Consider the following 18,946-nt stretch of genomic DNA (forward strand, 5'->3'; position numbering starts at 1 on the left):
ATGGAAAAAAATAGAATAATAGATAATGATGAGGCGCTTAGAATCGCTTTAGAAAGAGAAAAAGCAGGGAAATATTTATTAAATCAACTTATCTCTTTTAACCAAATTATTGATGCCGATTTCAAGAAAAGCAGTATCTATTCCAGATTAGGGCATTTGATTCGTGAATTTGGCAAATTTATTGAAGGGGAAACAGATGTCAAAATGCGAGTACATCTGTTGCTTCAGTTTTTCTATGGAGAAAAAGGCTTTTTTTGTGATCGTGAAACCTATTTTCACGCCTCCAATCTGATGTTGCCTCACGTCTTTGCCACCAAAGAGGGAACGCCGGCAGTGTTAGGGTCAATATTACTTTTTATTGCCGCTAATTTTCATTTGCCGATACGTGGTGTGAATTTCCCAACACAATTTTTATTGCGGGTGGATGTGGATGATGAAGTTGCTTTTATCGACCCTTGGAACGGTAAATATGTTTCTCAGGAAACCATTCAAACGTGGTTGGAAGGCTATCTTGGCTTTGGCACACCGTTATCGGAAGAGTATGTTGGTGTAGGTGATTTAATTGATTTGGAAGATAGAATGTATCAAGTGCTAAAAAGCGCTTTAATTCGGGAAGGACGTAATGAACAGGCGTTAGCGTTGATTGAACATCGTTTATCGGAAACGCCAGATGATCCTTATGAAATTCGAGATCGAGGGGTGGTTTATGGCAATATGGAATGTTTTCATTTGGCAGTTCCAGATTTAACCTATTTTATTGAGCAGTGTCCGCAAGATCCGGTAGCTCCGTTAATCAGATTACAATTACAGGATTTAAAACATATTCCTTATTCATTTCAATAAGTTATAGGAAATATTTATGCAAAATAAGATTATACAAGTAGGTAATATAGAAATTGCGAATGACAAACCGTTTGTGCTGTTCGGCGGTATGAATGTGTTGGAAAGTCGTGATATGGCGATGCAAGTTTGTGAACAATATGTTAAAGTGACAGACAAGTTAAACGTGCCGTATATTTTTAAAGCTTCTTTTGATAAAGCGAACCGTTCTTCAATCCATTCTTATCGTGGCCCTGGAATGGAGGAAGGTTTAAAAATTTTTGAAGAATTAAAGCAAACTTTCGGTGTTAACATCATTACCGATGTTCACGAAGTTTATCAATGTCAACCGGTTGCTGAAGTGGTGGATATTATTCAATTGCCGGCGTTTTTAGCTCGCCAGACCGATTTAGTAGAAGCAATGGCACGCACCGGTGCTGTGATTAATGTGAAAAAACCGCAGTTTTTAAGTCCGGGGCAAATGGGAAATATCGTTGAAAAAATTAAAGAGTGTGGCAATGATAAAGTGATTTTGTGTGATCGAGGTACTAATTTTGGTTACGACAATTTAGTCGTGGATATGTTAGGTTTCAGTATTATGAAACAGGTGTCGAAAGGTTGCCCAGTTATTTTTGATGTAACGCATTCTTTACAGTGCAGAGATCCATTTGGTGCAGCATCAGGTGGTCGTCGCGCACAGGTTACTGAATTAGCAAGATCTGGTTTGGCAGTTGGTTTGGCAGGATTGTTTTTGGAGGCTCATCCAGAACCAGCAAAAGCAAAATGTGATGGGCCTTCCGCATTGCCTTTAGATAAACTTGAACCGTTTGTAGCGCAAATGAAAGCGGTGGATGATTTAGTGAAAAGTTTTGCGGAGTTAGATACTTCAAATTAAGACAATTTGCGATCAATGCGATAGAAATACGTTTACGTTTACTAGTAACGTTAAATAAAAAGTGTATCATTTCTGACTAATATAAGGAGCCGAATATGAAAATTGTATTTTTAGACAGTACCGCTATTCCTAAGCATATCCCGATTCCTCGTCCTAAGTTTGAACACGAATGGGTGGAATATGAATATACTTCGGCAGATCAGGTGATTGAACGAATGCATAATGCAGAAATTGCCGTTACCAGTAAGGTGATTTTTAGTCGAGAAGTGATGCAGCAATTACCAAAATTGAAACTGATTACGATCACAGCGACCGGAACTAATAATGTTGATCTTAATGCAGCAAAAGAATTGGGTATTACCGTTAAAAATGTTAGCGGATATTCTTCTGTTACCGTACCTGAACACGTTCTTGGTATGATTTATGCTTTACGCCACAGTTTGATGGGATGGTATCGTGATCAGCTCACCGATAAATGGGGGGAATGTAAGCAATTTTGTTATTTTGATTATCCGATAAAAGATGTAAAAGGCTCAGTATTAGGTATTTTGGGTCGTGGTAATTTGGGTCGTGAGGTTGGACGTTTGGCAGAATTGCTCGGAATGAAAGTATTGTTCGCTGAGCATCGTGGAGCAGAAACACTCCGAGCAGGTTATACCAAATTTGAAGATGTTTTGGCTCAAGCCGATATTATTACCTTGCATTGTCCATTGACTGAAACCACACAAAATTTAATCAATCGTGAAACATTGGCACTTTGTAAGGATGGTGCTTTATTGATCAATACCGGTCGTGGTCCGTTGGTGGATGAACAGGCAGTGTTTGAAGCACTATCTTCCGGAAAATTGTCAGGTGCAGCATTGGATGTGATGCGTCAAGAGCCACCGGAAAAAGGCAATGTTTTAATGGAGGCGGCGAAACGTTTACCAAATTTATTGATTACTCCACATATTGCGTGGGCATCAGATTCTGCGGTAACCACTTTGGTGAATAAGGTTACACAAAATATTGAAGAGTTTGTCGCAACAGGTAAATGAGTATTGACACTATAACAGATACGAATGAAATAATGGGTGTGTTTTTGCGCCCATAATTTTTATTAAATTTAAACAAAAGAGCTATTTAGGGTAAAAAATAAGGAAAATTATGTCGGTAAACGTCCCATTAATGGTGGCATTACGTTATTGGCGTTCTAAAAGCGGTGATCGTTTTGGTCGCTTAGTTACACGTTTGGCAGGTGTCGGAATTACTTTAGGCGTTATGGCATTAATTATTGTGTTATCGGTGATGAACGGATTGGAAAATTACCAGAAACAAAATGTACTAGAGAATATTCCGCAAGCGATCATTACTCCACAACAGTCGCCATTCTCTTTAACACAAGATCAACTGCCGAAATTACCAGATTTTGTTACTAAAGTTGTGCCGATTAATCGAGCAAATGTGATTATGCAAAGCAGTGATGGTTTAAGTGCAGCGCAATTAATTGGGGTACAACAGCGTCAGGATGACCTGTTATTAAGCGGTGTTGATGAGAAATTGGCAACACTGATACCACCGGGGGAGTTTAATCTGATCATCGGAGCACAACTTGCGCGTCAAAATAAATTGGTTGTCGGCGATAAAGTACGGTTATTGATTCCGGAAAACAGTGTTTATACGCCGTTAGGGCGTATGCCGATGCAGCGTCTGTTCACAGTGGCAGCGATTTATCCTGACTGGAGTGCAGATAATCAGATCTTTGCTGCTTTGCAGGATGTGGGTAGATTATTACGTTTAAAGCCTGATCAAGTGCAGGGGCAACGTCTGTTTTTACAAGATCCTTTCTTGATTACCGAGTTACCGAACTATTTCCCGAAAGATAAATGGCAGATTGATGATTGGCGCAGCCAAAAAGGGGAGTTTTTCCAATCGGTGAAAATGGAAAAAAATATGATGTCGCTGTTGGTCAGTCTTATCATTTTGGTTGCAATTGCGAATATTGTTACTTCGCTAAGCTTAATGGTATTGGATAAACAAAGTGAAATTGCCATTTTACAAACGCAAGGTTTTACTCGTTTGCAGGTGATGGCGATTTTTATCTATCAAGGGATGTTGATTGGGTTTTTAAGCACTCTTATTGGAGCAATATTGGGCATATTATCCGCCAATTACCTCACGCCTGTTCTTAGCTGGTTTGATTCGTTAAGTTTTCCGTTACCAACCGTAATAGATCCGGAACAAATTATCGTGATCATTTTATTTTCATTAACTTTATCTTTTATTTCAACGCTTTATCCGGCATATCGAGCAGCAAAAATTGAACCGGCGGAGGCGTTACGCTATGAGTAATTTTATGACAGATACTACTAATCAGACACAACCATTATTAGCTTGTCAGCAGCTTTCTAAAATTTATCAAGAGGGCGATAAGCCAATGACAGTGTTACAGAATGTCTCTTTTCAGTTATATCGAGGCGAATTAACGGCGATTGTAGGCAGCTCCGGATCAGGAAAAAGTACATTATTGCATCTGTTGGGCGGATTGGATAAACCCTCTTCGGGCGAGGTTTTTTTAAACGGTGAGCAATTATCTACACTTTCTGACCGACAAGTGGCACAGCTACGCAATCGCCATTTAGGATTCGTCTATCAATTTCACCATTTAATGGCAGATTTCACTGCATTAGAAAATGCAGCAATGCCAATGTTGATTGCTGGAAAAGATCGCCGAGAAGCTTATCAACAGGCGGAGGTTATGTTAACAGCAGTGGGATTGACCCATCGCATTAATCATCGTCCTTCGGCATTATCAGGCGGTGAACGACAACGAGTTGCTATCGCCAGAGCATTGGTGAATAATCCTGACTTAGTGTTGGCGGATGAACCAACTGGTAATCTTGATCAAAAAACAACAGAAAATATTTTTGAATTAATTCAACAACTTAATCAAGAAAAAAACATTGCATTTTTATTAGTGACACACGATCTATCATTAGCGGCAAAATTACAGAAAAGATATCTTATGCATGACGGGATACTTAGCATAGAGGAATGTTTATGATGAGTACGCCGTTTTTTATCAGCTGGCGTTATCAGCGAGCGAAACAGAAAAATCGCTTGGTTTCATTGATTTCGTGGTTTTCAACCTTAGGCATTGCGTTAGGTGTTGCTGTTTTAATTATTGGCTTAAGTGCAATGAACGGCTTTCAACGAGAATTGGATCAACGCATTTTGGCGGTTGTGCCACATATTGATATCAGTGGTTATCAAAAAGAGCCGATTCAAAATTGGCAAAAATTAGTACAAGCGTTGCAAACGAACAGAGAGATTAAAGGCATTTCACCTTATGTTACTTTCACTACTTTGGCGGAAGCCAGTGGTAAATTAAAAGTGATTCAAGTGAAAGGCGTTGAACCTAAATTATTGCAGCAAGTGAGTGCAGTTGGGCAATTTGTGTTGGATGGGCATTGGCAAACTTTTTCCGAAAAAAATCAAGGAATTATATTAGGTTATGGCATTGCTAAAGATCTCAATGTTAATGTCGGTGATTGGGTGTCATTATTGGTATCTAATCAAAATCAGCAAGAACTTAACAAAATGACACAACCTCAACGCCACCGTTTGCAGGTTGCTGGAATTTTGCGTTTAGACGGACAGCTAGATCACAGCTATGCGTTTATTCCATTAGCATTGGCGCAACAATATCTTGATTATCAACCTACACAGGTAAGTGGTGTTGAGGTTGCAGTTTATTCACCTTTTGCTGTCAATAATTTTGATTTTTCCTCACTAGCAGATTATCCACAAGTGTTAACAGCACATAGCTGGATAGAGCGTTTCGGTTATATGTATCGTGATATTTCGTTAATCAAAACCGTGATGTATCTTGCAATGGTGTTGGTGATTGGTATTGCTTGTTTTAATATTATTTCTACCTTAATTATGGCTGTGAAAGACAAACAGGGGGACATTGCCATTTTGCGTACATTAGGTGCTAACAGTGGTTTTATACGCCGAATTTTCCTCTGGTATGGCTTATTTTCCGGAATGAAAGGCTGTTTATGGGGGATTATTTTGGGTATTGTGGTGGCGCTGAATTTAACCGAGATTATTTACGTGATTGAAAAAATCTTCCATACTAAAATTTTATCGGATGGCGTTTATTTTATTGATTTTATGCCGAGTGAATTGCATTTCAGTGATGTTGGTTTGGTATTTGTTGCTACTTTGCTATTAAGTTTGCTTGCCTCACTTTATCCGGCAATTCGTGCAGCAAAATTACAACCGGCGAAAGTTTTAAATAATCATTAAAAAAGTGTTGAAAATAAAACATTATATGCTAGTATTTGCACTAGTTTAGTAGTACATAAAAGCAAGAGAGTATTTAAATGGCAGTGATTAAAAAAGATATTCGTATTGAAAACGATGATGTTCGTATTGCAAAAGTAGAGCAACTTCTTCCCCCGATTGCATTATTGGAAAAATATCCGGCAAGTAAAGTCGCAGCAAAAACCGTTAAACAGGCTCGCCAAGCAGTACATAATATTTTACACAAAGAAGATGATCGCTTATTGGTTGTTATTGGGCCTTGTTCAATTCACGATCCTGAAGCAGCATTGGATTATGCGAAACGTTTAAAAGTGTTGCGTGAAGAATTGAAAGGTGAACTGGAAGTGATTATGCGTGTCTATTTTGAAAAACCACGCACAACTGTGGGTTGGAAAGGTTTAATTAACGATCCTCATCTAGATCACACTTATGCTCTTAATGATGGCTTAAGAATGGCACGTAAATTATTATCAGATATTAATGATCTTGAAGTGCCATCAGCCGGTGAGTTTTTAGATATGATCACGCCACAATATATTGCTGATTTTATGAGCTGGGGGGCAATCGGCGCAAGAACCACTGAATCTCAAGTGCATCGTGAATTAGCCTCTGGTTTATCTTGTGCGGTTGGTTTCAAAAACGGTACTAACGGTGGTGTAAAAATTGCGTTAGATGCTATTGGTGCAGCAGAATCAGGACACTATTTCTTGTCTGTTACCAAATTTGGTCATTCTGCGATTGTGGCTACAAAAGGAAACAATGATTGTCATATTATTTTACGTGGTGGCGATAAAGGTCCGAATTACTCAAAAGAACACGTCTTAAAAGTGGCGAATGACATTGAAAAAAGTGGCAGAATCCCACACGTAATGATCGATTTTAGCCACGCAAACAGTTCAAAACAGTTCAAAAAACAACTTGAAGTGTGTGATGATGTTTGTCGTCAATTAAGCGAAGGTTCAACCCATATTTTCGGGGTAATGATTGAAAGCAACCTTGTTGAAGGTCGTCAGGATATTATTGATGGTAAAAACTCATTGGTTTATGGGCAAAGCGTCACTGATGCTTGTATTGGCTGGGAAGATACCGAAAAAGTGTTATATGATCTTGCCGAAGCAGTAAAAGCTAGACGTGCAAAACTTGCCTAATTATTCTCATGGGGTGAAATATTCACCCCAAATTTTTATCCGAATACAACGTAAAACCTCGCTCTTTATGGTAGAGTTAGCTGTTCTTTTAGTCTTTTCTAATCAGTATTTATTGTTTGATGGTTAGTTTGTTAAATATCAAAATGTATGAAGTTTTATAGAAAGAATAAAGAATATTTAGATGAATTTTCATTCTCCGGTGAGCAAATAAGTCTCTTAAAATTCAAAAAATGATGGTATGTAAATTAGCAACCATCATTTTTTTAATTATTCTCTTCCCGGAAGTTTTTTCCAAGTGACTTCATTGCGTAAATAGACCGGCTCTAGTGCGGTGGCAGATATGGACTCATTTTTTGCATATAATAATTTTGCTATAGATAACATATATTTAGCAGAAGGTAATATGATGTCGCTTTCCTTTGCGGAAACAACGGAAAGAGCAGGATATGCTGACCAACCGCTGCCGACTTTAAGGGTGTTCTTATAATCTCCTGTTAATTGTAAAAACAAATTTTGCGGAGCAATAACCTGTTCTTCAATAATAGTTTGCCAATGATCATATTGTACGCCGTCCAAAATAACTGCCTGATATTGCAGTTGTGAAAAATAGACTTCATTCATTCTGGCATCAATAGCACTTAACACGCTTTTTGCTTGTTGTTGCTCATAAGCGGCTTGTGCCATAGCGGTTAATGTTGAGACAGGGTAGAGCGGTAAATCTGCACCCAACGCCAACCCTTGCGCAACAGAAACGCCAACACGTACACCGGTAAAACTGCCGGGACCACGCCCTAATACAATACCATCAACTTGCGTTAATTTGATTCCGGATTGTTGCAGTAATTGATCTATCATCGGCAAAATACGTTGTGTATGTGTGCGTTGTGCGATTTCATCGAAAAAGGTGATTTCATCGTTAAAAAGTAATGCAACGGAACAGGCTTCGGTTGAAGTGTCTAATGCGAGTAAAGTAGGTTTCATTCTGTTTTATCCTTAATTTTTTGCAAAAAATTGATGACTTTAGTTAAATCCCGAGTACGCTTTGCTGGTGGGAGGCTTTGTAAAAATTGTTGTCCATAGGGGCGTGTTACAATACGAGAATCACAAATGATGATTGCACCGCGATCATTAATATCGCGAATTAAACGCCCTACACCCTGTTTTAAAGTAATAATGGTTTCAGGAATTTGAATATCATTAAACGGATCGCCGCCTTGTAAACGACAATCTTCAATTCGTGCTTTTAGTAGCGGTTCGTCCGGTGAAGCAAATGGCAATTTATCAATAATTACCAAAGAAAGTGCATCGCCACGAACATCAATGCCTTCCCAAAAACTTTGGGTTGCAACAAGAACAGTATGCTTGTTTTGCGTAAATTGTTGCAATAATTTGCTTTTGTTGGTTTCTCCTTGTAGTAACACATTTAAATGGCTATGTTGGCGAAAGTAATCAGCAAAGCCTTTCATCATAAAAATTGAGGTGCAAAGCACAAAACAATTCCCTTGATTAGCTTCAATAATCGGTAACAGCATTTGAGCTAATTGTTGTAGCGTATTGCCACGGTTGCTTGCCGGAAGATAACGTGGAATACAGAGTAGAGCTTGCTCTTCATAATTGAAAGGGCTATGCAAAATTTTCTTCTGTGCATTGATAATGCCTAACTCGGCAGCAAAATGGGAAAAATTATCGCCGGAATCTAGTGTGGCAGAAGTGAAAATCCACGCTGCTTGCTGTTTTTCCAGTTGTAGCTGAAATTTATCGGCAATAGTCAATGGGGTGATGTGTAGACTGAATTGTTTGCCAAACGTTTCAAACCAGTAACAGTAACCAACTTGTTGTACCTGTGCTAAACGGTCGCTTAATTTTATTAAATCTTCAATGCGTTCGATAATGCGATCCAATGTTTCGTTACGCTTTTCTCCTTTTTTTGCTACTTCCAGTAGAAATTTCAATTTATCTTGTAGTTGCTGAAAAGCTTTGACAATTTCATCTTTGGCAAAGAGTTGCCGTAAATCACCACGTTGGTTATCCAATCCAAAAGTTAAACGGAAATCTTGAGTAATTTTTTCCAATAAATCACTTGCTTTGCCTAATTGCGTCATATCTTTCAGTTCAGAGCGGTAAACTAGATTCACATCACGACAAAGTTCGAAAATTTGGCGAGAACTGAGCGTTTCACCAAAATATTGGCAGGCTACAGTAGGCAATTGGTGAGCTTCATCAAAAATAATAACATCGGCATTGGGAATGAGTTCTCCGAAACCGTTCTCCTTAATCGCCATATCAGCGAAAAAGAGATGATGATTGATGACGACTAAATCGGCTTCAATCGCTTTTTGACGAGCTTTTAACACAAAACACTCTTTATAAAACGGGCAATCCGCACCAAGGCAGCTTTCTGTGGTGCTGGTTAGTTGTGGAATAATGGCACTGTCTTCCGGCAGTGCATTACACTCGCTTAAATCGCCGGATTTTGTTGCATTGCGCCATTTTTGCACCGCTTTTAAATCTTTTAATAGCGAACGATCACCTAAAATACCGCGATGGTAGATTTTATCCAACCGATCTAAACAGAGATAATTTGCTCTTCCTTTAAGTAGAGCGATTTTACCATCAAACTTCATAGCCTTAATAATAGTGGGGAGATCACGCTGAAACAGCTGATCTTGCAAATTTTTAGAACCGGTGGAAATAATGGTTTTTTCTTTATTGAGCAGTGCTGGAATTAAATAGGCGAAAGTTTTGCCTGTGCCTGTGCCGGCTTCAACAATGAGTTGTGATTGTTTTTCTATTGTATTTAATACGGCTGTTGCCATCTCAAGCTGTTCAAGGCGAGGTTGAAATTTGGCGATAGATTTACTGAGTAAGCCATCAGTGGAGAAAATTTGTTGTAGTTGTTGGATTTTTGACATTTTTACCAGTAATTTTTTAGAAAAGTTTTAACTATCTCAATAAATGGGAGAATTTTCAGATTATAACTTTTTTTCACGCACTAATCGATCTATGCTAGCACCAATATTTTCCGATTATTTTTTGAGGTATAAATAATGACATTTTCGCTGTTAAACAAAATGCAGTTTATTGAACAGATTCATCCCAATATTTCTCTGCAACGCTATAATGAAATTTCGATGATTGTGGTGGAACACGAAACCGGTCGGGCGATTGTTTCGTTGCAGGGGGCGCAATTATTAAGCTGGCAACCTAAGTATGCGGCGCAGGATATATTATGGTTGAGTGATGCAGAACCTTTTAAACAAGGAATTGCAATTCGTGGTGGTATACCGATCTGTTATCCGTGGTTTGGTGCAAATGGCGAACCGGCACACGGTTTTGCGCGCTTGCGGCAATGGGTATTGAGTGATTGGCAAGTATCCGAACACGAAGTGAAGTTAATTTTTGGGTTATATTCTGAAAATAATATTGCGATTGCGCGAGTAAGAATGGCATTTTCTGAAGACTGCCGTGTTAAATTCACCCAATTGGATAACAGCGAAGCACAAGTGGCATTGCATACTTATTTTAATATTGGTGATATTGAGAAAACCACAATTTTTGGGTTGCCGAAACATTGTTTTGATTCAGTAGCCAAAGAGGAGATTGATGTAGCATCACCATTGTCTATTCATCAACATACTGATTATATATATTCTGGTGAAAACCGTATTAATCATATTGAAGATAAGGCAAATGCGCGTTTTATTGAGGTGGAACATCATAATGCGAGCAATGTTGTGGTATGGAATCCGTGGCATAAAGCGACCAGTGCGATGAACGAATATGGATACCGCACAATGCTTTGCGTGGAAACTGCACGGATTGATCAAAAAATTAAACAGGATGATTCAGTTGAAGTGCGTATTGCACAACAATAGTCAACAAAAATCTGTCTAACGGTTAACAGTTAGGCAGATTTTTATTTATATTATTCTTTCCAAATAATGTGATATTGACGATCCTGTTCTTGATGTGAAATCAAAATTTTGGCAAAAATATCATCCATTTCATCATTATCATTAATTAATCCAACCCAGACTTCAGCAAATTCATCAGGATCAATCAATACACCGATTTCATTGTCCCAATTATCACTGGTTTCAACCATTTCAACTGCACCACGTTGCTCAAATTGAAGGTTAAACAATATAATATCAGCAGGATCAAGATTTTCTGGCGCCATTTCAAGAAAAATATCATAGGCGATATCGATTGCTGTATCCGGATCGAGTTTTTGAATTTCAGTCATAAAAATACCTGTGTAAGTGAAATTAAACTAATAGTTCATAAATATGAACATCTAAAAATTGTTCGTGTTTGTAGCCGACCTGATGCAGTGTTCCGACTTTATTAAAACCAAATTTTTGGTGTAATGTAATACTTGCTAAATTGGTTCCTGTAATCAATGACACGATTAAATGGGTGGCGGCATCTTTTTTAGCCAGCTCAATAATGGCACTCATTAATTGTGAGGCGATACCTTGCCGTCTTGCTGATGGTGCAATATAAACAGAAAGTTCAACTGTTGAATTGTATGCTGCTTTTTCCGCATAGCGAGAGAGTGAGGCATAACCAAGCACTTCACCGTCACGTTCGGCAATCAATAGTGGATGATTATTTTTGTTATGTTCATCAAACCAATTTTGTCTTTCAATAAGTGACTTAGGCTGTAAATCAAAGGTGGCAACACCATTAATGATTTCGTGATTATAGATGTCTAATAATGCTGGTAAATCCTGCTGTTGTGCTGGTCTAATAATCGTAATAGGCATCTTTTTCTCCTTTTATTATTTCTGTTGCAACAACTGTAGCATAGGCAATAGATCCTGTTCTAACCATTGCAGATTGACATACTCTTGGCGAATGCTACGCTTTAGCAACAGAATCATTAACGTATCATAAAGTGTTTTTTCTTCAAGCAGTTCTAATTCTTGCATCAATTTTTGCATATTTTGGATATTTTGCTGATGAGCGAGCTGTCGTTTTTTTACTGCGCTGCATGCCATTTGCGGATGACATTTCAATGCTGCCAAAATGCGAGAGATAAACTCATCTCGTAAAATTCCGTTTGTTAGCGTGCTTTCCAATAGCCATTTTTTCAGCTGTTGTTCACCCTGATCGGTTAATTGATACTCTTTGCGATCAGGTTTCCCCTGTTGGAAATGCAACGAAAAAGAGATTAACCCCTGTTTTTCTAATAAATTTAATTCTCGATATACCTGCTGATGAGTTGCTTGCCAGATTAATCCATAAGTTTGTGAAAATTTTTTACTGATATCATAACCGGTGGCAGCTTGATGTGCCAAAATTGAAAGTATTGTATGAGATAACGCCATAACTGTTTAGGATAAATAAGAATGGCGATATTTTACTGAATTTAGGCAGATTTATATAGTTAAAAAACGGTAGTAAAATTCACCACCGTTTTATTTGTTTTGCTAAAATTATCCTGTATTACGCATTCCGGCAGCAATACCGGTAATGGTAATCATCAAAGCTTGTTCTAAAGCGTGGTTATTTTCACCACTACGTAATCGATGCAATAATTCCACCTGCAACAGATTGAGAGGATCGGTATAAATATTGCGCAATTTAATCGATTCAGCAATCCACGGTAGATCCGCCATTAAGCGGTCTTCGTGTGAAAGTGAAAGCAAGGTTTGAAGATCAGCTTTCAGTTGTTCACGTAATGATTCTCCTAAGTACCACAGATTTTCCGGTACTAAGCGTTGATCATAATATTCAGCTAACCATAAATCGGTTTTACTGAATACCATTTCGACCATTCCGATACGAGTAGAAAAAAATGGCCAGGATTTACACATCTCTTCAATGGTTTCTCTTTTACCTTGTTCAAATAACGTGCGTAATGATGCACCTACGCCAAGCCACGCTGGTAGCATTAAGCGATTTTGCATCCAAGCAAAAATCCAAGGAATAGCTCGTAAACTTTCGACACCACCGGTTGGGTTTCTTTTTGCGGGACGAGAACCAAGAGGTAATCTTGAAAGTTCTTGTTCTGGTGTTGCTGCACGGAAATAGGGTACAAAGTTGGCATTACTACGAACCACTTGTCGATAAATTTCACAAGAAGTGTCTGCAAGTTCATCCATAATTTCACGCCAAGTTTGTTTTGGGTTTGGTGGTGGTAATAGATTAGCTTCTAAAACAGCACTGGCATAAAGATCTAAGCTTTGTACGGCCACTTCTGGCAATCCTAATTTGAAACGAATCATTTCACCTTGTTCAGTCACGCGTAAACCATTTTTTAAAGATTTAGGTGGTTGAGAGAGCAGAGCAGCGTGAGCTGGAGCTCCGCCACGACCGATAGTACCACCACGTCCGTGGAACAGTGTTAACTCGATACCGCGATCTTCACAAAGATTGACCAATGCTTCTTGAGCGCGATATTGCGCCCAAGAAGCCGCCATCATTCCGGCATCTTTGGCAGAATCGGAATAGCCGATCATAATCATCTGTTTATTATTTATAATGCCCCGATACCAGCCGATATCAAATAATTGCTGCATTACAGTTTCAGCATTATCCAAATCATCCAAAGTTTCAAATAGTGGTACTACCGGCAATGCACGTTTAATGCCAGCTTCTTTTAGCAGAAGGTGAACAGCCAATACATCAGAAGCTGTGCGTGCCATTGAAATAATGTAGCAAGAGATAATACCTTGTGGCTGTTGTGCTACAATTTTGCAGGTATCTAAAGTTTCTTTTGTTTCTGCTGAAGGGTGCCAATCTTGCGGAATTAATGGGCGGCGAGAACTTAATTCACGAATCAGGAATGCCTGTTTATCATCTTCACTCCATTGTGAATAGTCACCTAGACCGATGTAGCGAGTAATTTCAGCAATAGCTTGTTCGTGGCGAGAACTTTCTTGACGAATATCCAAACGAGAGAGAGTAACACCAAAACAACGAATACGGCGTAAGCAGTCAAGTAATAAGCCGTTAGCAATAATCCGCATTCCGCAATCACATAGTGATTGATAGCAGTCGTATAGTGGCTGCCATAATTGTTCATCAGTAGTAATAATCTGTTCCAGATGAATTGTTGGTGTGCGGTTAGCCAATTTATCATCAAAATAATTTAGGGTGTTGTTAAGACGAACACGAAGATCTTTTACTACTGTTCGGTATGGTTCCTCGTGATCACCATATTTTTGTATAAATTCAGGAGAGCATTCAATCATAGAGAGTTCATCAGAAAGTTGCTGAATATCAGTGAGGAATAGTTCTGCTGCTTTCCAACGAGCTAAATATAAAACTTTTTGCGTAACTTCAGCTGTAACAAATGGATTGCCGTCACGGTCGCCACCCATCCAAGAGGAGAAGCGGACAGGTGCTAAATCAACTGGTAATTGAAATTGTAGATGTTGTTTCAAATCCTGATTTAATTGACGTAAAAATTGTGGCACAGCAGACCATAAGCTATTTTCAATAACTGCAAATCCCCATTTAGCTTCTTCAAATGGAGTAGGGCGTTGTGTACGGATTTCATTAGTGTGCCACGCCTGAGCAATCAATTGCAGAAGACGACGCTCAATTTGTTGGCGTTCAAGTGCGGTTAAATCGGCATTTTCCAATTTACGCAGACAGTTATTGATTTCGACATATTTATGCACTAAAGAACGGCGAGTGACTTCGGTCGGATGTGCGGTTAATACTAGTTCAACCAACAGTTGTTGAATGGCTTCAATTATCTGCTGTTTTGAAATGCTGCCATCTTGTTTTAAACGATCAAGCAAGGCGGCGATAGAACGTTCCGACATCACCTCATCAGTATGGTGGCGAGAAATAGTTTGGTATTGTTCAGCAATATTAGTGAGGTTTAAAAATTGGCTGAAGGCACGCGCTACTGGAATAATATTATTTGGGGAGATATTTTCTAGTGTTTGTAACAGCTGTTGGCGTGCCTGTTCATCGCCGGAACGAGAACTTTTTGATAAAATTCTTATTTTTTCAATAAGTTGAAGAATATCATTTCCTTGAGCATCGCTGATAGTTTCACCAAGTAGATGTCCAAGCATATTGATATTGTTGCGCATTGCGGAATATTGTTCGATCATTGTTGTACCTCATTTCACTTTCCATCGTTGTAGATATAACAAAAAAAGGAGAATAAGGTCAAACGATAATTAATTTATTTAATAAAAAAATTTATTTGTTAGATTATTTTTAATAAATGGTTTCTTTTTTTAGACATAATTTTATAAAAATTGCAATTTTAGTGGAGATTAAGATAAAAACGGAGTGGTTGAAAAATGGCACTAAGTGAACAGTTTTGGCAACAAAAAAGTTTATTGGAAATGAGTGACGAAGAATGGGAAGCGTTATGTGATGGTTGTGGTAAATGCTGTTATCGAAAGTTTATTGAAGGAAGAGGTAAACGGCAACGGTTCTATTTTACCCGTATTGCTTGTGATTTGTTGGATTTAGAAACTGGGCGCTGTCAAAATTATAGCCAACGTTTTAAATTGATGCCGGACTGTACTAAATTAACCAAGAAAAATTTACCTGATTTCACGTGGTTGCCGAAAACCTGTGCTTATCGATTACTGTATGAGGGCAAACCTTTACCGGAATGGCATCCGCTGTTAGTGGGGAATCAATCTGAAATGCATAAAGCCAAAGTGATGATCACAAACGGCATTCACGAACAGGATGTGATTGATTGGTTTGAGTTTGTGGTGGATGAGTTTTGACTCGGTTGAATTGTAAATTTTATATGCTGCTATGTCATAAAAAAGTCGCTCGATGAGGAGCGACTTGATCTAATCAGTGATTAAAGTACTTTCACAATACTTTCACATAAATAGTCGATATTTTGTTCGGTGATGCCAGCGACATTGATACGACCGGAACGAACAGCATAAATGGCAAATTCTTCTTTTAAGCGATCAACCTGTTCAGGGCTTAATCCACTAAAAGAGAACATCCCGTTTTGTTGAATAATAAAATCGAAATTCTGTTTTGCACCGTGTTTAGCCAGCAATTCCACAAATTTTTGACGCATTGCTTTGATTCTGCCACGCATTTCATCCAATTCAGCAATCCATTCCGCTTTTAGTTGTTCATCATTTAAAACGGTCGCAACTGCGCTCGCACCGTGAGATGATGGGTTAGAATAAAGTGTACGAATGATAACTTTAATTTGGCTAAATGCTTTAGTAGCAATTTCTTTATTAGCAGCAACAAGTGTGAATGCGCCGACACGTTCGTTGTATAAACCGAAGTTTTTGGAATAAGAACTGGCTACTAACAATTCTTGATGGTTTGCGGCAAAAGTGCGTAAGCCGACCGCATCTTCTTCCAAACCGTTAGCAAATCCTTGATAAGCAAAATCGAATAACGGCAACCAGCCTTTTTCAGCCGACATTTTTGCTAATGTTGCCCATTGTTCCGGTGTAGGATCGATACCGGTCGGGTTGTGGCAACAACCGTGGAATAATACTACATCACCTGCTTGTGCATTTTCTAAATCAGCAATCATTCCTTCCCAATCCAAGCCGTGAGTAACTTTATCATAATAGCGATAATCACAGATATTCATTCCGACCGCTTTAAAAATGGCGTTATGGTTTGGCCAGGTTGGCGCACTGATCCAGACATTTTTTGCAGAAGTTTGACGTTTAATAAATTCAGCTGCAATGCGTAATGCACCAGTACCGCCAAGGCTTTGTGCTGTTTTAGCACGTTTATTTTTTACAATATCGTGATCAGCACCAAATAATAAAATTTGCGTTTGGCGATTAAAATCAGCTAAACCGTCAATGCCGAGATAATTTTTGGTATTTTCGTTAGCAAGTAGGCGTTTTTCAGCCTCTTTTACCGCTTTGATGATAGGAGTTTGTCCGTTAGCATCTTTATAAACACCAATACCAAGATTGACTTTATTACTACGTGAATCAGCTTTAAATGCTTCACCTAAACCAAGAATTGGATCGGCCGGAGCGGCTTCAATATGTTCAAACATCAGATTTTCCTTCTACATAATTGTTGCGTTAACAGTGTGCTAGTTATACTGTTAAAGCGTTGACTTTGACAAGTGTTTCTAGCGATTTAATTTCATTTTATGCAATTCGTAATTGCTGTTTTGCCCAAGCTAAACCGGATTGGTAATCATCCGGCAGTAACGGTTCAAGTTGGTTTAAAATCTTTATCAGCTGCATATTATCAGGGTGTGCAATATTGATATGACCCAATTTTCTGCCGGCCCTCACCTCTTTTCCATACCAGTGTAGTTGAGAATAAGGCAATGCCAACCACTCTTTGTGATGTTCAGTGCCGATAATATTGACCATCACGGTTGGCATTCTTACGACTAATGGCGGAGTTGGTAAATTCAATAATGCACGTAGATGTAATTCAAATTGACTAATATTTGCTCCTAACTGTGTCCAGTGTCCGCTATTGTGGACACGTGGCGCGAGTTCATTGATCAACAATTTATCACTGACAACAAAACATTCCATCGCCATTACGCCAACATAATCCAGATGTTGCATAATTTTACCGAGCATATATTCCGCTTCAGTCTGCATCGGGTGCAGCTTGGTTGATGATATTACACTGTAACGTAGAATACCTTGTTGCTGTAAATTTTGTGTTATTGGATAAAAATAGGTGCGACCATCGGCGAATCTAGCTCCAACCAAAGAAACTTCGCTATCAAAAGGGATAAAAGCTTCAGCGATAGTTTGATCGAATAATTCTTTCGTAATAACATCAGTGTTATGTTGATCAACAATCCATTGACCTCGACCATCATAACCTCCGGTACGACGTTTCACTACCACTTTTTCACCAATACTTTGCCAAACCTGTTGCCACGAGGTTTGTGTCGTTAAATGTAGCCAAGGAGAAGTAGCAAGTTCAAGCTGATCAAGCAATTGTTTCTGGGTAAGACGATCTGCAAGATAAGCAAAAATATTTTTATTAATGAAATTTGGGTGAGAAGAAAGCTGTTCGGTTAATGGTGTTTGCTCCCAACGTTCAATTTCGGCTGTTATCAACGCTTGTTGCTCCAATTCAAACAGAGCTTGTTGGAATGCAAGAGGTACAACATTAATATCTAAAGGCGCACCGGCATAACATAACATTCGACCTAATTGTCCATTACCTAAAACGTAAATTGTTGGATAAAGAGAACTTTTTTGCATAATTATTGATCTATAACTCGTGGATCGGGATGATTTAATACATCATCAGTTTGTTGTTGGCGAAATTGACGTAAACGATTGCTTAAATCAGCATTAAAAACGGCAAGAATTTGTGTTGCAAGTAGCCCTGCGTTTGCCGCACCGGCAGGCCCAATTGCCAATGTACCGACCGGAATGCCTTTTGGCATCTGTACAATAGAATATAAACTATCTACACCACTCAACATTGAGCTTTTTACTGGCACGCCAAGTACAGGAACAAGAGTTTTAGCTGCTAACATTCCAGGCAAATGCGCCGCACCGCCAGCTCCAGCAATAATAACTTTATAGCCATTTTCAGCAGCAGTTTCAGCAAATTGGAATAATTTATCGGGAGTGCGGTGGGCGGAAACGATTTCAACGTGATAAGGAATTTGTAATTGATCGAGAATATTGGCGGCTTCTTGCATTGTATTCCAGTCACTTTTGGAACCCATTACAATCGCAATTTCAGTTTGAGGCATAACATAATTTCCTAGTAGTGAATTTGAGGGTATAAGGATAGCATTTATTGATGAGCAGTGAAATATGACAATCTTATTTGAATTAAAATCAAAGATAGC

The 18,946-nt window shown here is 38.7% G+C and carries 18 protein-coding genes; 9 read left to right on the top strand and 9 right to left on the bottom strand.

What is annotated here, in order from left to right; all coding sequences use genetic code 11:
* From QV04_RS07350 to aroG, 7 genes are all read left to right on the top strand, one after another.
* On the top strand, positions 1–843 hold the full coding sequence (locus tag QV04_RS07350; protein WP_039090390.1) for a SirB1 family protein: 843 nt from the start codon (positions 1–3) through the stop codon (positions 841–843).
* 16 nt (positions 844–859) lie between these two features.
* On the top strand, positions 860–1,714 hold the full coding sequence (kdsA, locus tag QV04_RS07355; RefSeq protein WP_065230718.1) for a 3-deoxy-8-phosphooctulonate synthase: 855 nt from the start codon (positions 860–862) through the stop codon (positions 1,712–1,714).
* A 95-nt stretch (positions 1,715–1,809) separates the two neighbouring features.
* The gene (locus QV04_RS07360) at positions 1,810–2,751 is read left to right on the top strand and encodes a 2-hydroxyacid dehydrogenase (protein WP_065233346.1); all 942 of its coding nucleotides are present in this window, start codon (positions 1,810–1,812) and stop codon (positions 2,749–2,751) included.
* 109 nt (positions 2,752–2,860) lie between these two features.
* The gene (locus tag QV04_RS07365) at positions 2,861–4,045 is read left to right on the top strand and encodes a lipoprotein-releasing ABC transporter permease subunit (protein ID WP_065230720.1); all 1,185 of its coding nucleotides are present in this window, start codon (positions 2,861–2,863) and stop codon (positions 4,043–4,045) included.
* Positions 4,038–4,757 carry a lipoprotein-releasing ABC transporter ATP-binding protein LolD gene (lolD, locus tag QV04_RS07370; RefSeq protein WP_065230721.1) on the top strand — a complete coding sequence of 240 codons (720 nt, stop codon included), beginning with the start codon at positions 4,038–4,040 and terminating at the stop codon, positions 4,755–4,757. Before QV04_RS07365 ends, lolD begins: the two co-directional genes overlap by 8 nt.
* On the top strand, positions 4,757–6,007 hold the full coding sequence (gene lolE / locus QV04_RS07375) for a lipoprotein-releasing ABC transporter permease subunit LolE (RefSeq protein ID WP_065230743.1): 1,251 nt from the start codon (positions 4,757–4,759) through the stop codon (positions 6,005–6,007). The genes lolD and lolE overlap by 1 nt, the downstream gene beginning before the upstream one ends.
* Positions 6,008–6,084: 77 nt before the next feature.
* Entirely contained in the window at positions 6,085–7,173 is a 1,089-nt protein-coding gene (gene aroG, locus QV04_RS07380; RefSeq protein WP_065230722.1) for a 3-deoxy-7-phosphoheptulonate synthase AroG, read from the top strand.
* Positions 7,174–7,440: 267 nt separating this feature from the next.
* Here the strand turns inward: aroG and tsaB are convergent, their stop codons facing one another.
* Both tsaB and QV04_RS07390 read right to left on the bottom strand, forming a co-directional pair.
* Positions 7,441–8,154, bottom strand: a complete 714-nt coding sequence (gene tsaB / locus QV04_RS07385) for a tRNA (adenosine(37)-N6)-threonylcarbamoyltransferase complex dimerization subunit type 1 TsaB (protein ID WP_039135813.1) — start codon at positions 8,152–8,154, stop codon at positions 7,441–7,443.
* Positions 8,151–10,085, bottom strand: a complete 1,935-nt coding sequence (locus tag QV04_RS07390; protein ID WP_065230723.1) for an ATP-dependent DNA helicase — start codon at positions 10,083–10,085, stop codon at positions 8,151–8,153. The genes tsaB and QV04_RS07390 overlap by 4 nt, the downstream gene beginning before the upstream one ends.
* A 135-nt stretch (positions 10,086–10,220) precedes the next feature.
* Between QV04_RS07390 and QV04_RS07395 the strand changes: the two genes are divergently transcribed.
* Entirely contained in the window at positions 10,221–11,048 is an 828-nt protein-coding gene (locus QV04_RS07395) for a D-hexose-6-phosphate mutarotase (protein ID WP_065230724.1), read from the top strand.
* Between the two features lie 50 nt (positions 11,049–11,098).
* Here QV04_RS07395 and QV04_RS07400 read toward each other — a convergent pair whose 3' ends face one another.
* The 4 genes from QV04_RS07400 to ppc all read right to left on the bottom strand — a co-directional run bounded on the left by QV04_RS07400 (position 11,099) and on the right by ppc (position 15,251).
* Complete coding sequence (locus QV04_RS07400; RefSeq protein ID WP_039135810.1) at positions 11,099–11,419, bottom strand: HI1450 family dsDNA-mimic protein; 321 nt, start codon at positions 11,417–11,419, stop codon at positions 11,099–11,101.
* Between the two features lie 22 nt (positions 11,420–11,441).
* Positions 11,442–11,942 (bottom strand): GNAT family N-acetyltransferase, encoded by a 501-nt coding sequence (locus QV04_RS07405; RefSeq protein ID WP_065233347.1) that lies wholly within the window; start codon positions 11,940–11,942, stop codon positions 11,442–11,444.
* A 15-nt stretch (positions 11,943–11,957) separates the two neighbouring features.
* Positions 11,958–12,506: a PadR family transcriptional regulator gene (locus QV04_RS07410; protein ID WP_065233348.1), complete on the bottom strand. Its 549-nt coding sequence runs from the start codon at positions 12,504–12,506 to the stop codon at positions 11,958–11,960.
* A 108-nt stretch (positions 12,507–12,614) separates the two neighbouring features.
* On the bottom strand, positions 12,615–15,251 hold the full coding sequence (gene ppc, locus QV04_RS07415; RefSeq protein WP_065233349.1) for a phosphoenolpyruvate carboxylase: 2,637 nt from the start codon (positions 15,249–15,251) through the stop codon (positions 12,615–12,617).
* A gap of 195 nt (positions 15,252–15,446) precedes the next feature.
* Between ppc and QV04_RS07420 the strand changes: the two genes are divergently transcribed.
* Entirely contained in the window at positions 15,447–15,887 is a 441-nt protein-coding gene (locus QV04_RS07420) for a YcgN family cysteine cluster protein (protein WP_039135806.1), read from the top strand.
* A gap of 80 nt (positions 15,888–15,967) precedes the next feature.
* Here QV04_RS07420 and QV04_RS07425 read toward each other — a convergent pair whose 3' ends face one another.
* From QV04_RS07425 to purE, 3 genes are all read right to left on the bottom strand, one after another.
* On the bottom strand, positions 15,968–17,158 hold the full coding sequence (locus QV04_RS07425) for an amino acid aminotransferase (RefSeq protein WP_065230728.1): 1,191 nt from the start codon (positions 17,156–17,158) through the stop codon (positions 15,968–15,970).
* A gap of 97 nt (positions 17,159–17,255) precedes the next feature.
* Entirely contained in the window at positions 17,256–18,344 is a 1,089-nt protein-coding gene (gene purK / locus QV04_RS07430) for a 5-(carboxyamino)imidazole ribonucleotide synthase (RefSeq protein WP_065230729.1), read from the bottom strand.
* 2 nt (positions 18,345–18,346) lie between these two features.
* Positions 18,347–18,847, bottom strand: coding sequence for a 5-(carboxyamino)imidazole ribonucleotide mutase (gene purE, locus QV04_RS07435; protein WP_065230730.1), 501 nt, complete (start codon positions 18,845–18,847; stop codon positions 18,347–18,349).
* Positions 18,848–18,946: the final 99 nt, after the last annotated feature.

It is taken from the genome of Gallibacterium genomosp. 1, from assembly GCF_001678575.1.
GTDB lineage: Bacteria > Pseudomonadota > Gammaproteobacteria > Enterobacterales > Pasteurellaceae > Gallibacterium.